At 64.0% G+C, this 12,817-nt stretch carries 12 protein-coding genes and 1 pseudogene; 7 read left to right on the top strand and 6 right to left on the bottom strand.

Annotation, left to right across the window (positions count from 1 at the left end; translation table 11 throughout):
* A pseudogene (locus ACK41X_RS19510) lies at positions 1 to 313 on the top strand (Twin-arginine translocation pathway signal); the annotation flags it as partial.
* Positions 314 to 331: 18 nt separating this feature from the next.
* Entirely contained in the window at positions 332 to 961 is a 630-nt protein-coding gene (locus tag ACK41X_RS19505) for a ferric reductase (protein WP_409726702.1), read from the top strand.
* A 134-nt stretch (positions 962 to 1,095) separates the two neighbouring features.
* Here the strand turns inward: ACK41X_RS19505 and ACK41X_RS19500 are convergent, their stop codons facing one another.
* Positions 1,096 to 3,318: an NADP-dependent isocitrate dehydrogenase gene (locus tag ACK41X_RS19500; protein ID WP_409726700.1), complete on the bottom strand. Its 2,223-nt coding sequence runs from the start codon at positions 3,316 to 3,318 to the stop codon at positions 1,096 to 1,098.
* 237 nt (positions 3,319 to 3,555) lie between these two features.
* Positions 3,556 to 4,353, bottom strand: a complete 798-nt coding sequence (locus ACK41X_RS19495; protein WP_409726698.1) for a hypothetical protein — start codon at positions 4,351 to 4,353, stop codon at positions 3,556 to 3,558.
* A 135-nt stretch (positions 4,354 to 4,488) separates the two neighbouring features.
* Here ACK41X_RS19495 and ACK41X_RS19490 point away from each other — a divergent pair, with 135 nt between their 5' ends.
* Positions 4,489 to 5,718 (top strand): TrmJ/YjtD family RNA methyltransferase, encoded by a 1,230-nt coding sequence (locus ACK41X_RS19490; RefSeq protein WP_409726696.1) that lies wholly within the window; start codon positions 4,489 to 4,491, stop codon positions 5,716 to 5,718.
* Positions 5,719 to 5,780: 62 nt separating this feature from the next.
* Here the strand turns inward: ACK41X_RS19490 and ACK41X_RS19485 are convergent, their stop codons facing one another.
* Genes ACK41X_RS19485 through ACK41X_RS19475 form a run of 3 tightly spaced genes read right to left on the bottom strand, consistent with a single transcriptional unit; the run spans position 5,781 to position 7,562 of the window.
* The gene (locus tag ACK41X_RS19485) at positions 5,781 to 6,557 is read right to left on the bottom strand and encodes an HpcH/HpaI aldolase family protein (RefSeq protein ID WP_409726694.1); all 777 of its coding nucleotides are present in this window, start codon (positions 6,555 to 6,557) and stop codon (positions 5,781 to 5,783) included.
* Positions 6,558 to 6,585: 28 nt separating this feature from the next.
* Positions 6,586 to 7,227 carry a class I SAM-dependent methyltransferase gene (locus tag ACK41X_RS19480; protein WP_409726692.1) on the bottom strand — a complete coding sequence of 214 codons (642 nt, stop codon included), beginning with the start codon at positions 7,225 to 7,227 and terminating at the stop codon, positions 6,586 to 6,588.
* Positions 7,228 to 7,244: 17 nt separating this feature from the next.
* A complete protein-coding gene (locus ACK41X_RS19475; protein WP_409726690.1) occupies positions 7,245 to 7,562 on the bottom strand; it encodes a DUF1476 domain-containing protein in 318 nt (105 codons plus the stop codon).
* A gap of 319 nt (positions 7,563 to 7,881) precedes the next feature.
* Between ACK41X_RS19475 and purC the strand changes: the two genes are divergently transcribed.
* From purC to purL, 4 genes are all read left to right on the top strand, one after another.
* Positions 7,882 to 8,679 (top strand): phosphoribosylaminoimidazolesuccinocarboxamide synthase, encoded by a 798-nt coding sequence (purC, locus tag ACK41X_RS19470; RefSeq protein ID WP_409726688.1) that lies wholly within the window; start codon positions 7,882 to 7,884, stop codon positions 8,677 to 8,679.
* Positions 8,680 to 8,960: 281 nt separating this feature from the next.
* Positions 8,961 to 9,200, top strand: a complete 240-nt coding sequence (gene purS / locus ACK41X_RS19465) for a phosphoribosylformylglycinamidine synthase subunit PurS (RefSeq protein WP_409726686.1) — start codon at positions 8,961 to 8,963, stop codon at positions 9,198 to 9,200.
* Positions 9,201 to 9,258: 58 nt separating this feature from the next.
* The gene (purQ, locus tag ACK41X_RS19460) at positions 9,259 to 9,960 is read left to right on the top strand and encodes a phosphoribosylformylglycinamidine synthase subunit PurQ (protein WP_409726684.1); all 702 of its coding nucleotides are present in this window, start codon (positions 9,259 to 9,261) and stop codon (positions 9,958 to 9,960) included.
* Positions 9,961 to 9,991: 31 nt separating this feature from the next.
* On the top strand, positions 9,992 to 12,202 hold the full coding sequence (gene purL / locus ACK41X_RS19455; RefSeq protein WP_409726704.1) for a phosphoribosylformylglycinamidine synthase subunit PurL: 2,211 nt from the start codon (positions 9,992 to 9,994) through the stop codon (positions 12,200 to 12,202).
* 26 nt (positions 12,203 to 12,228) lie between these two features.
* Here purL and ACK41X_RS19450 read toward each other — a convergent pair whose 3' ends face one another.
* Positions 12,229 to 12,384 carry a hypothetical protein gene (locus ACK41X_RS19450; RefSeq protein ID WP_409726682.1) on the bottom strand — a complete coding sequence of 52 codons (156 nt, stop codon included), beginning with the start codon at positions 12,382 to 12,384 and terminating at the stop codon, positions 12,229 to 12,231.
* Between the last annotated feature and the right edge of the window lie 433 nt (positions 12,385 to 12,817).

Raw genomic sequence — 12,817 nt, 5'->3', positions numbered from 1 at the left:
CAAGGGCGGGTTCTGGATGAGCGGCACCGTGCGAAGGGCTGGCGATGGCGCGCCGTTGGCCGGCCAGCGCATTCAGATCTGGGCCCACACGGTCGAAGGGCAGGAGCATGAGCCGCAGAGCCATGGTGCCACGCTCACCGACAAGGACGGAAAATTCCGCCTCGAAATGCCGCAGATTGTTCCCATCTTCGGTCAGCCACACGGCCATCTCGCGTATGACAGCGGAGAATTCAAGACCGTGTTCCTCCGGCCCCTGATGAAAAGCGCGAAGGACAAGAGCCTGGAAGCGCATTTCGTTCTTGCGCCGGTCTGAGAAACCGGGGCTACGCCGATGAGGCTGGCCCGGGTGGCCGTCATATGGGCCGCCGTTGCGGCCGCAGTCACGGTTCCGATTGTACTGGCGGCGACCAGCAATCTGCTTTCCTATCGCGGCGCGGTCTACAATCTCGCCTCCTTTGCCGGGATCGCTGCGCTCTCACTTGTGCTGCTGCAGCCCCTGCTGATCGGCGGCTATCTGCCTGGCTTCGCCGGTCCCGCCGGACGGCGCGCGCATCTGTGGATCGGGGGCGCGCTGGTGGCGGCAATCGTGATTCATGTCGGGGGTCTCTGGATCGCCTCTCCGCCGGACATGATCGATGCGCTGTTGTTCATGTCGCCGACCCTGTTCTCTCCGTTCGGGGTGATCGCCATGTGGGCGATCTTCGCCACGGCGCTGCTGGCAGCGTTTCGCCCGCGCCTGCGTCTGACGCCACGACCCTGGCGCATCACGCACTTGTCGTTGGCGGTGGTCATCGTCATCGGCAGTGTGGTCCATGGTCTGCTCATCGAGGGGACGATGGAGACGATGTCGAAACTGGCGCTGTGCGTGCTGGTCGTCGCTGCGGCCGCGAAGGTCATGGGCGACCGGGTGTGGCGAAAGCGGGTGCTGTCGCGTGGCGAAAGCACCTCGAATCCGTTTTAGCCTGGGCCGTCGCCCAAACTCCGCTCATGCCCGCCCGGGACCAGCGCGTCGCGCCGCCGGAACGTAACCTCCGGCGGGAATCCAGTTATCCGAAAGTTTGGGTTCCCGCTTTGCGCGGTGGCTGCGGTTGCGCCTCAGAGCGCGGCGAGCGCTGCGTTCAACGTCGCGCTCGGTCGCATCGCCGCCGAGGTTTTCTCAGGGTCGGGCAAATAATAACCGCCGGTGTCGACAGGTTTGCCCTGCGCCGCAATCAGTTCGGCATTGATCTTGGCTTCGTTTTTCTCGAGCGTCTCGGCCAGCGGCTTGAAGCGGGCCTGCAGCTCCTTGTCCTTGGTCTGCGCAGCCAGCGCCTGCGCCCAATAGAGAGCGAGGTAAAAGTGCGTGCCGCGATTGTCGAGTTCGCCGACCTTGCGCGCCGGGGAGCGATTGTTGTCGAGAATCTTGCCGATTGCGGTGTCGAGCGCATCGGCCAGAACCTGGGCCTTTTCGTTCTTGTAGGTCTGCGCCAGATGTTCGAGCGAGGCGCCGAGCGCGAGAAACTCGCCGAGCGAATCCCAGCGCAGATAGCCTTCCTCCTGGAATTGCTGCACATGCTTGGGCGCAGATCCGCCGGCACCGGTTTCGAACAGGCCGCCGCCTTCCATGAGCGGGACGATCGACAGCATCTTCGCCGAGGTGCCGAGCTCCATGATCGGGAACAGATCGGTCAGATAGTCGCGCAGCACGTTGCCGGTGACCGAGATCGTGTCCTGCCCCTTGCGGATGCGCTCAAGCGAAAACTTCATCGCCTCGACCGGCGCCATGATGCGGATGTCGAGCCCCGATGTGTCGTGGTCCTTCAGATACTTTTCGACCTTGGCAATAACCTGCGCATCATGAGCGCGGTTCTTGTCGAGCCAGAACACCGCAGGCGTACCGGTTATGCGCGCGCGGCGCACCGCGAGCTTGACCCAGTCCTGGACCGGCGCGTCGCGGAGCTGGCACATGCGGAAAATGTCGCCTTGCTCGACCGGGCGCTCCAGCAGCACCTTGCCGTCCTCGGCAACGACGCGCACCGTCCCTGCCGACGGCACTTCGAAGGTCTTGTCGTGGGAGCCGTATTCCTCGGCCTTTTGCGCCATCAGCCCGACATTGGGGACCGAACCCATCGTCTTGGGATCAAACGCGCCGTTCGCCTTGCAGTCGTCGATCACAGCCTGGTACAGCCGCGCATAGGAGCGATCCGGGATCGCGGCCATCACGTCGTGCAGTTTGCCGTCGGCGCCCCACATCTTGCCGGAATCGCGGATCATCGCGGGCATCGACGCGTCCACGATGACATCGCTCGGCACATGCAGATTGGTGATGCCCTTGTCAGAATTGACCATGGCGAGACCCGGCCGTTTCGCATATTCGGCCGCGATGTCGTCCATGATCGCCTTTTTTTCGGCCTCCGGCAGCGACTCGATCTTTGCCAGCAGGTCGCCGAAGCCGTTGTTGAGGTTGACGCCGAGCTTCTTCAGCGTCTCGCCGTGTTTCTCGATCACATCGGAGAAATAGGCCTGGACCGCATGGCCGAAGATGATCGGATCGGCGATCTTCATCATCGTCGCCTTGACGTGGAGCGAGAACAGCACGCCTTCTTTCTTGGCGGCTTCGATCTGGTCGTCGAAAAATTTGCGCAGCGCCTTGGCGCTCATGACCGCCGCGTCGATGATTTCCCCGGCCTGGATCGGGGTCTTGGCTTTCAGGACCGTGACCTTGCCATCCTTGCCGACCAGTTCGATGCGCGCATTGGTCGCCGACTCGACCGTGGTGGAGACTTCGGAGCCGTAATAGTCGCCGTCCGACATATGCGCGACATGCGATTTGGAATCCCTGCTCCAGGCGCCCATTTTGTGCGGATTTTTGCGGGCATATTGCTTGACGGCACCGGCTGCCCTGCGGTCGGAATTGCCTTCGCGCAGCACCGGGTTGACCACGCTGCCGAACACCTTGGCGTAGCGCGCTTTGATCTCCTTCTCGGCGTCGGTCGCCGGATTGTCCGGATAATCCGGAATGTCGTAGCCCTTGTCCTGCAGCTCCTTGATCGCGGCCTTGAGCTGCGGGATCGAGGCGGAAATGTTGGGCAGCTTGATGATGTTGGCTTCAGGGCGCGTCGCAAGCTCGCCGAGTTCGGTGAGCTCGTCGCCGATCCGTTGCGCGGGGGTGAGCTTCTCGGGAAAATTGGCGATGATGCGGCCGGCCAGCGAAATGTCCTTCAGCGTCACGGAAACGCCCGCGGCGCCGACAAAGGCCTGGACGATCGGCAGCAGGGAAAACGTGGCCAGCGCCGGGGCTTCATCGACCTTCGTCCATACAATTTCGCGCTCTGACATGCTTGCACCTTTAGGTCGCCGTGCTGATAGGGGGCCGACCGGAAACTGTACATCGCCGGGTGCGACGGAATTTCCTCGCACCCTCACGATGGTATGTTTGCGGCGCGGAGACCGCCAACCGGGAATTCGACTGACGGGGGTTCGGCGCGCGCCCTATAGCATCCGCAAACCGCCCGTAAAAGACTTGTTGGGCCGGGTGAGCGGGCTGAGTCCGGTCATCCCCAGCGATCCGGCGCGTCACATCTTGCCGTGCTGCAGCTTGGTCAGGTAGCGGCCGGCGAATGTCTCGGTCCCGACATGCAGGACGGTCTCGGTAACGACGGCCCAGATTTCGCCGCCGCAGCCCTGCACCCAGCGGCGGCAGAAGGCGATGTCCTCGCCACAATAATGTCCGTGCTCATCCGGCATGGGCTCGAAACATTGCAATACGCCTTCAGTGAGGCCGAATTTGCCGTAAGTGTGTTCGATCCGCGTGCACCACAGCTCCGGATAGCGCTCCCGAATGCGGCAAAAAACCTCGCGCTTGACCAGCAGGATGCCGGCGCCGATCTCGCGGATCCGGATACAGGGACCGTCGGTCACCAAATTGCTGGCCGGATGCGTCTCACCGTCTCGAGACGTCCCGTCGACGAGATCGATCGAGCCGGCACTCTCATAGTCGATCGCCACCAGCCGGGCGATAGCGGGATCCGTGATCTCCTCGCGCAGCGCGGAGAATGCTGCAAGGTCGAGCCCACGGTGCGGGCACATCGCGCCGACGACGGGTTTGTCGGCCTCGATCATCCGCTCAATCAGCGAGGGGGCAAAGCCCATGTCGGCATCGACGAACAACAGATGCGTATAGCTCGCGTCCTGCATCACGAGATTTGCAAAAACATTGCGCATGAAGGGCAGGATCGAGAGCGATAGAAACTTGTGCTCGAACCGGACATGCGGATGTCTTTGCGCGAAGTGATCGAGCAGTCGGATCAGCGTTTCGCAATAGACCGTGGTCGCCTGGCCGCCATAGGCCGGAGTTGCGATCAATATCTTCATGAGCGGCTAATGTCCCAAAACCGGACTGTGCGTCAATCGCCGGTGAGGCCGGTGTGCCGCTCCCATGATGACCGGTCACAAAACCGGTAGCCACTTTTGCCGGTCACGCGATAGAAGGGCGCGCGGAGAACAAAAATGCCCGGCGCCGGAACGGACAAGACCAGGAACTGGGTGGCGGAGCCTGCGCCTGTCGTGATCCTTGTCGAGCCGCAGCTGGGCGAGAACATTGGCGCTGCGGCGCGCGCCATGGCCAATTTCGGATTGTCGGAGCTGCGGCTGGTCAAACCGAAATGCGGCTGGCCAAGCCGCGAGGCCGCCATCATGGCGTCGGGGGCGGACCGGGTCCTGGAGGGAGCCAGGCTGTACGATACGCTCGCGGGTGCCATCGCCGATTGCAATTTCGTCATCGCCACCACTGCGCGCTCCCACGATCAGGCGAAGCCCGTGATCGGGGCAGATGAGGCCGCGCACCAGGCCGCGCCGCGGGTTGCGTCGGGCGAGACGGTCGCACTGGTATTCGGCCGCGAGCGTAACGGGCTTGAGAACGACGAGGTCGGCCTGGCCGATGCGATCCTCACGCTGCCGGTCAATCCGGCCTTCGCCTCGCTCAATCTGGCGCAGGCGGTGGTGATCGCGGGCTATGAGTGGTTCAAGCTGAAAACCTCCGGCACATTGCCCTTCACCGCGCCCGAGAAATCGCCGCCGGCGCCGAAGGAGCAATTGCTCGCCTTCTTCAACGATCTCGAAACCGAGCTGGAACGCATCGAATATTTCCGGCCGCACGAAAAGCGCGGCACCATGACGATCAATATGCGCAATATCTTCACGCGGATGCAGCCGACCCAGCAGGACATCCGCACACTGCACGGCATCGTCATGGCGCTGGTGGAAGGGCGCAAGGGTCCCGCGCGTGGCGGCCTGCTCGACGGGCCGGAAGCCGAGATGCTGCGCAATCTTCTGGCGCAGCACGGCAAGGCCGAGATCGTGCGTGCGGATTCGCCGGTGCGGGGGCTGGCGCGGTTGCTGCGGAGAAATCCGACCGATGCGGAGCGGGCACTGTGGACGGCGATGACAGGCGACCGGCGCTTTGCCACGCTCGGCTTCAAGCGGCAGACCCCGATCGGTCCGCATGTCGCCGATTTCGTCTCGTTCCCGCTGCGGCTCGTTGTCGACGTCACGCCCGGCAGCGAGGACGCCAAGGCGGCAGAGGCGCGGCGGCAGAAGCTCGCCTGGATGCACGAGCGCGACTACCGGATTGTGGAGGTGAGGGCCGAGGATGTAACCAGGGATGCCAGTGCTGTGCTGGCGAACATCCTCGCTGTTGTTCCGGGCAAGCCGCGAGGCGACGAGACCCGGAATCCCTAGCCACGGTGGTGGTTATGTAATCCGGATACAGGCGCGCTCTGCGCGTGAACCGGAAAGACGCGTCAGGTCGGCAACGCCTTCAATTGCGCCGCCGTTCCGGCGCGCAGAAACGCAAGGTCGCTCGCCACCGCAAGGAAGCGGAAGCCTTGCTTCGCCTTGGCGGCCGCGCGATCGGCATCGCGGCAATACAGCGCCGGGATTTTCCCGTGCCTGTCGCAGGCCTTCAGCACCCGCTCGAGCGCAGCCTCGACGTCGGCCGAATGCGAATCCATCGAAGCGCCGTTCGACAGGCTGCAGGACAGATCGGAGGGGCCGACGAACAGCGAGTCGATTCCCGCCATGCCGGCGATCGCGTCGAGATTGTCGAGCGCCGCACGGGTCTCGATCATGGCAAAGGTGATCGTGGTTTGGTTGGCGTCGGCGATATAGAGCTTCTGGTCCGGTACGCGGGCGAGCATGCCGGCCCGATGCGCGCCGATCGAGCGTTCGCCGACGGGCGGATATTTGGCGACCTGCACCAGGGCCTGCGCTTCGGCCGGGCCGTTGATCATCGGCGCGATGATGCCTTCGGCGCCGAAATCGAGCATCCGGCTCACGGTCGCGTTTTCCCAGAGCGGAACGCGCACCACCGGAGCCGCGCCCGCAAGATGCACGGTGGCGATCGCCGCCAATGCCGAGGCGGTGTCCCACATGCCGTGCTGCATATCGAGGGTCACGGCGGAAAAGCCTTCGCGTGCGATTGCCTCGCAAACCAGTGGCTCCGGCAAACCGCACCAGGCGGAGAACACGGTTTCGCCCGCGCGCAGGCGCCGGGCGAGCGAGAATGCGGGCAGGGGCATGGGCTTCGACTTTTCGTTTGAGGAGCGATTAGCGCTTTTCGATGGCGAGCTGGTAGTCGTCAAGGACCATCCGGTATTGTCCCTCGACCGACCGCAGAAAGGCGTCGACGCCGGGCTTCGGATTGTCCATCGGATCGGGCATTTCCGCCCATTGATAGTCGTCGATGATGACAAGCCCGCCCCGAACCATCAGCGGCCAGGTGAGAGCGCAATCGGCATAGACTTCGCGCGCGCGGTGGCCGCCGTCGATATAGGCGAGGTCGAAACGCCGATCGTCTAGTCCAAGCCCGATCAGCGCCTCGGCGGAGGGCGCCTTGACCTTATCGATCCGCCCGGAGAAGGCGGCCACATTTGTGTCGAATCGGCTTTCCAGCGCCTGCAGCAATTCGGCCTCGCGGGCATCGGCGGCTGCCGCATCGCGATGTTCCTGGCCGCCGGCGAAGGTGTCGATGCAGGTCAGCCGCATCTGCGGAAGATAATTCAGGAAGAACAGCGCCGAGCGCCCCTCCCACGAACCGATTTCGAGCATGGCGGCTGGCCGGCCGCGAAAGGGTGCGAGCAGCCTGAGCCAGTTCGGAAAATGCCACGACGTCCAGTCGTCGCGGAACGACTTGCCGTCATACCAGCGCGCGGCGTCCGCGAGCGAAACCTCCGGAGGGGAGGAGGGCATGAAAGCGGGCAGCCGCGCTATTGGCCGGCCCGGATCTGGCGCACCGCTTCGGCAAGCAGTTCCTGCATCTTGCTGCGAATCTGATCTTCGGTCACGCCCTTGCTTGCCAGATCCCCCGCCACTTTGCGGACCACGTCGTCGTCGCCGGGCTCGTCAAAATCGGCGGCAACCACTTCCTTGGCATAGGCGTCGGCTTCGGCCGCGGTCTTGCCAAGCTCGGCTGCCGCCCAAAGGCCGAGCAGCTTGTTGCGGCGCGCGGTGGCCTTGAATTTCAGCTCTTCGTCGAGCGCGAACTTTTTCTCGAAGCCTTCCTCGCGCTTGTCGAACGTGGTCATTTTATCCTCGCTGCGGACTGACTGAGTTCCGATATAGGGAGAGCTAAATCCGATCAAAGGTCGCTCGGACATTAGCATGCCGGAATTGCCGCCGGGAACGCGGCGGAACGTCCGGCTCGCTGACACAACGCAAATAAGGCGTCAAGGCGGCATTGGTGTTTCGATCCGGCGGCCTATATCGGTCGTTGCGGGGCCGGAACGGCACGTTGTATCTGCCCGGTCGATCGGTTAGGTTGGCCAAGGATTGGACGATCTGCGCCATGTCGCCCCGTTCGCTCTGCCGCGGACTTAAGAACACCAACAGGAACCCCGGCTTTCAATGGACTTTCACAAAACACGGTACATCCCGATGAGCCGCCGCCGCCGAATCTATGAAGGCAAAGCCAAGGTCCTGTACGAGGGCCCCGAGCCCGGGACGCTGATTCAGCATTTCAAGGACGACGCCACCGCTTTCAATGCCAAGAAGCATGAGGTCATCGAAGGCAAGGGCGTACTGAACAACCGAATCTCGGAATATGTTTTCCAGAATCTGAACGACATCGGGGTGCCGACTCACTTTATCCGCCGGCTCAACATGCGCGAGCAGCTGATCCGCGAGGTGGAGATCATCCCGCTCGAGATTGTGGTGCGCAATGTCGCCGCAGGTTCGCTCTCGACCCGGCTCGGGATCGAGGAGGGGACGCAACTGCCGCGCTCGATCATCGAATTTTACTACAAGAACGATCAGCTCGGCGATCCGATGGTGTCCGAGGAGCACATCACCGCGTTTGCCTGGGCGAACCCGCAGGAGATCGACGACATCATGGCGCTCGCAATCCGCGTCAACGATTTCCTCTCGGGGCTTTTCCTCGGCGTCGGCATCCGTCTGGTCGATTTCAAGATGGAATGCGGACGGCTGTGGGAAAACGACATGATGCGGATCGTGGTCGCCGACGAGATTTCGCCGGACTCCTGCCGGCTCTGGGACATCAAGTCGAACGAGAAGCTCGACAAGGACCGCTTCCGCCGCGACCTCGGGGGCTTGCTCGAGGCCTATACCGAAGTCGCCAAGCGCCTCGGTATCATGAATGAAGGCGAGCCGCCGCGCGGCGCCGGACCGGTTCTCGTCAAGGGCTGACCGGTGCGCCCCGATGGGGTAACGAAAGCGGGAGCCATGGGCTCCCGTTTTGCGTTTTGGCGGTCGCTGCAGCCCGTGGCCCGGCAGGAGAACCCGTCGCGCGATCTGCTGGTCGCGAAATCGAGACGCTGCTGCAGGAATTCCGCCAGGCGGCCGGGATTGTTCGGGTGCGCTGGCTCGCCGATTTCGGGCTCTGAATAGCGCCTGACGGCGCATTGAGGGGGCCTGCGAAGGGTGCTAGGTCGGAGCGTGTCCGGTCCCCGAATCTGCGGTTCCTTCCCATGAAAGCGCGCGTCACTGTCACCTTGAAAACGGGCATTCTCGATCCGCAGGGCAAGGCAATCGAGGGGGCGCTGAAGTCGCTTGGTATTGCAGGCGTCGCCAGCGTGCGCCAGGGCAAGGTGTTCGACATCGAACTGGAGGGCAACGATCGCGCCAAGGCCGAAGCGGCACTGAAGGCGGCGGCGGACAAGCTTCTGGCGAATACCGTGATCGAGAATTACCGCATCGAGGTTCTCTGAGCCCCATATCAGCGCCATGAAATCCACGGCATGAAATCCACGGCATGAAGTCCGCGACATGAAATCCGCCGTCCTCGTCTTTCCCGGTATCAATCGCGAGCGCGACATGGCGCGGACGCTGACGCTCGTCTCCGGCGTCGAACCCGCCATGGTCTGGCACGCCGATACCGAATTGCCCGCCGGCACCGATCTTGTGGTGGTGCCGGGCGGCTTTTCCTACGGCGACTATCTGCGGTGCGGGGCGATCGCCGCCCGTGCCCCAATCATGGATGCGGTGCGCGCCTTCGCGGACAAGGGCGGCTTCGTGCTCGGCGTCTGCAACGGCTTCCAGATTCTCTGCGAGTCGGGCCTTCTGCCCGGGGTGCTGATGCGCAACGCGCAGCTGAAATTCATCTGCCGCGACGTGCATCTGCGTGTCGAGCGTTCGGATACGCCCTTCACCCGTGGCTACAATGCCGGGCAGGTGATCTGCGTCCCGGTTGCGCATGGCGAGGGTAACTGGATCGCGGACGATGACACTGTGCGCCGGGTCGAGGGCGAGGGGCAGGTGATCTTCCGCTATTGCGCGCCGGACGGCACACGCGATCCGGATGCCAATATCAACGGCGCCATCAACGCCATCGCCGGCATCGTCAATGCGCGCGGCAATGTCGCTGGCATGATGCCGCATCCGGAAAACCACGTCGAAAGCGTGATCGGATCGACCGACGGGCGCGGGCTGTTCGCGGGTCTCGTGGCGCAATTCTCGAAGGCGGCGTAGCGACATGTCCACTGCGAGCTCCGATACCGTGCTGCGCAACGAACCCCGCATCACCCCCGAACTGGTCGCCGAACACGGTCTCAAGCCCGACGAGTACCAGCGCATCCTCGACCTGATCGGGCGCGAGCCGACCCTGACCGAGCTCGGCATCTTTTCGGCGATGTGGAACGAGCACTGCTCTTACAAGTCCTCGCGTGTGCATCTGCGCGGCCTGCCGACGCAGGCGCCGTGGGTGATCCAGGGGCCGGGCGAGAATGCCGGCGTGATCGACATTGGCGACGGGCTCGCGGTGGTCTTCAAGATGGAGAGCCACAATCATCCGAGCTTCATCGAGCCCTATCAGGGCGCGGCGACCGGCGTCGGCGGTATCCTGCGCGACGTCTTCACCATGGGCGCGCGGCCGATCGCGGCGCTGAACGCGCTCTCCTTCGGCGATCCGAAGCATCCGCGGACACGGCATCTCGTGTCCGGGGTGGTCGCGGGCATCGGCGGCTACGGGAATTCCTTCGGGGTGCCGACGGTGGGCGGGCAGACCCGTTTCCACACCCGCTACGACGGCAACATCCTGGTCAATGCGATGGCCGTCGGCCTCGCGCGTGCGGATTCGATCTTTTACGCGGCGGCGTCCGGCGTCGGGATGCCGATCGTCTATCTCGGCTCCAAGACCGGCCGCGACGGCATCCATGGCGCGTCGATGGCCTCCGCCGAATTTGGCGTCGATTCCGACGAGAAGCGCCCGACCGTGCAGGTCGGCGATCCGTTCGCCGAGAAGCTGCTGCTGGAGGCGTGTCTCGAAATCATGCAGAAGGGCTGCGTGATCGCGATCCAGGACATGGGTGCGGCCGGACTGACCTGCTCCGCGGTCGAAATGGGCGCCAAGGGCGATCTCGGCGTCACCCTCGATCTCGAGAAGGTGCCGACCCGCGAGACAGGCATGAGCGGCTACGAGATGATGCTCTCGGAAAGCCAGGAGCGCATGCTCATGGTGCTCAAGCCGGAAAAGGAAAAGGAAGCCGAAGCCATCTTCCGCAAATGGGGGCTGGACTTCGCCATCGTCGGCGAAACCACGCCGACCAAGCGTTTTCTCATCCGTCATCATGGCGATACGCTGGCCGATCTGCCGATCAAGGAACTGGGCGACGAGGCGCCGGTCTATAACCGGCCTTTCGTCGAGACGCCGAAACAGCCGGTAATCGCAGCCGCCGATGTGAAGCCGCCGCTGTCGAACGCCGATGCGCTGCTGAAACTGATCGGCTCGCCCGATCTGTGCTCGAAGCGCTGGGTGTGGGAGCAATACGATCACATCATTCTCGGCAATACCGTGCAGCGTCCGGGCGGCGACGCCGCCGTGGTGCGCGTGGAGGAGGGGCCGAAGGGTCTCGCGATGACCTGCGACGTCACGCCCCGCTATTGCGAGGCCGATCCGTTCGAGGGCGGCAAGCAGGCGGTCGCGGAGGCGTATCGTAATCTTTCAGCCGTCGGCGCGACGCCGCTGGCGATCACCGACAATCTGAATTTCGGCAATCCGGAACGGCCGGAGATCATGGGCCAGTTCGTCGGCTGCGTGCGCGGCATATCGGCGGCCTGCAAGGCGCTCGATTTCCCGGTCGTGTCCGGAAACGTGTCGCTCTACAACGAGACCAACGGGCGCGCGATTTTGCCGACGCCGACCATCGGCGGGGTAGGGTTGCTCGACGACTTTACGAAGTCGATGAACCTGCGATTCAAGAATGAAGGCGATGCGATTCTCCTTATTGGAGACCATCCGTCATGGCTCGGCCAGTCGGTCTATCTGCGCGAGATTTGCGGACGCGAGGCGGGCGCGCCGCCGCCGGTCGATCTTGGACTTGAAAAGCGCCATGGCGAGTTTGTGCGGCGTCTGATTCTCGAATCTCACGTCACGGCGGTCCATGACGTTTCAGACGGCGGCCTTGCCGTGGCGCTGGCCGAAATGGCGATGGCGTCAGGGCTCGGTGCAACGCTGGATGCGCCGGACGGCGTGCCGGCGCATGCTTATTGGTTCGGCGAGGACCAGGGCCGTTACGTCTTGACCGTGAAGCCCGAGAACCTTGCGGCGGTGGTTGAAGCCGCGCGGGTGGCCGGCGTTGCGGCGAAGCGGATCGGCACCGTTGGCGGCAAGGCGCTTTCGCTCGGCGGCGAAGCGCCCGTTGCAGTGGCCGATCTCTCGGCGCGGTTTGAAGCCTGGCTGCCCAACTACATGGCCGGCAACGTCGAAAGCTGAACTCTCCCGTTACCGCAGCTATCCGGTTACCGAAGCTCTCCGGTCTGCGCCATCGCCTGGCGGCATCCCGGCGACAGGGCCGTGGCATTGTTGGCAAGGCACTGGATCGCGCGGCCCTGACCGAGCGGCACACCCTTACAGAGCACCTTGAAATCCATTGTGCAGAAGCGGCGGATGAGCATTGCCTCACCGAGCCTCGGCGGATGTGTGGCGGCGGGCGCAGCGGACGGGGGCGCCGGTTGAACGGCCACAGGAGCGGCAGCGGGAGGAACGCTCGGTGCTGCCGGGCGCGCCGGAGCTGCCGCCGCTTTCGGCGCCGGGGCAGGCTTGGGTGCGGCGGGCTTGGGTGCGGCAGCCTTGGGTGCGGCAGCCTTGGGTGCGGCAGCCTTGGGTGCGGCAGCCTTGGGCTCAACCGGTTGTTTGGTTGCTGGGGCTGGCGCGGCATGGGCCGGCGCCGCATGAGCCGGCGCAGCATGAGCCGGTGCGGAGGCAGGCGGTGACGGCGTGGCGGCCGCCGGTTCGGGTTTCCGCTCCGGTTGCGGCGCGGGCTTTGCGGCTGCTGGCGCCGGAGCCGCGATCGCGTTCAGCGCGCCCTGACACCCCGCAGACATTTTG

This window comes from Pseudorhodoplanes sp. (assembly GCF_046289595.1).
Classification (GTDB): domain Bacteria; phylum Pseudomonadota; class Alphaproteobacteria; order Rhizobiales; family Xanthobacteraceae; genus Pseudorhodoplanes.
This window is presented reverse-complemented; position numbering and strand designations above follow the sequence as displayed.

What these genes read in the sequence shown, in the direction of transcription:
- ACK41X_RS19505 (WP_409726702.1), top strand. Translation starts at nt 332, where the DNA reads ATGAGGCTGGCCCGGGTGGCCGTCATATGGGCCGCCGTTGCGGCCGCA.
- ACK41X_RS19500 (WP_409726700.1), bottom strand. Translation starts at nt 3,318, where the DNA reads ATGTCAGAGCGCGAAATTGTATGGACGAAGGTCGATGAAGCCCCGGCG.
- ACK41X_RS19495 (WP_409726698.1), bottom strand. Translation starts at nt 4,353, where the DNA reads ATGAAGATATTGATCGCAACTCCGGCCTATGGCGGCCAGGCGACCACG.
- ACK41X_RS19490 (WP_409726696.1), top strand. Translation starts at nt 4,489, where the DNA reads ATGCCCGGCGCCGGAACGGACAAGACCAGGAACTGGGTGGCGGAGCCT.
- ACK41X_RS19485 (WP_409726694.1), bottom strand. Translation starts at nt 6,557, where the DNA reads ATGCCCCTGCCCGCATTCTCGCTCGCCCGGCGCCTGCGCGCGGGCGAA.
- ACK41X_RS19480 (WP_409726692.1), bottom strand. Translation starts at nt 7,227, where the DNA reads ATGCCCTCCTCCCCTCCGGAGGTTTCGCTCGCGGACGCCGCGCGCTGG.
- ACK41X_RS19475 (WP_409726690.1), bottom strand. Translation starts at nt 7,562, where the DNA reads ATGACCACGTTCGACAAGCGCGAGGAAGGCTTCGAGAAAAAGTTCGCG.
- purC (WP_409726688.1), top strand. Translation starts at nt 7,882, where the DNA reads ATGGACTTTCACAAAACACGGTACATCCCGATGAGCCGCCGCCGCCGA.
- purS (WP_409726686.1), top strand. Translation starts at nt 8,961, where the DNA reads ATGAAAGCGCGCGTCACTGTCACCTTGAAAACGGGCATTCTCGATCCG.
- purQ (WP_409726684.1), top strand. Translation starts at nt 9,259, where the DNA reads ATGAAATCCGCCGTCCTCGTCTTTCCCGGTATCAATCGCGAGCGCGAC.
- ACK41X_RS19450 (WP_409726682.1), bottom strand. Translation starts at nt 12,384, where the DNA reads ATGCTCATCCGCCGCTTCTGCACAATGGATTTCAAGGTGCTCTGTAAG.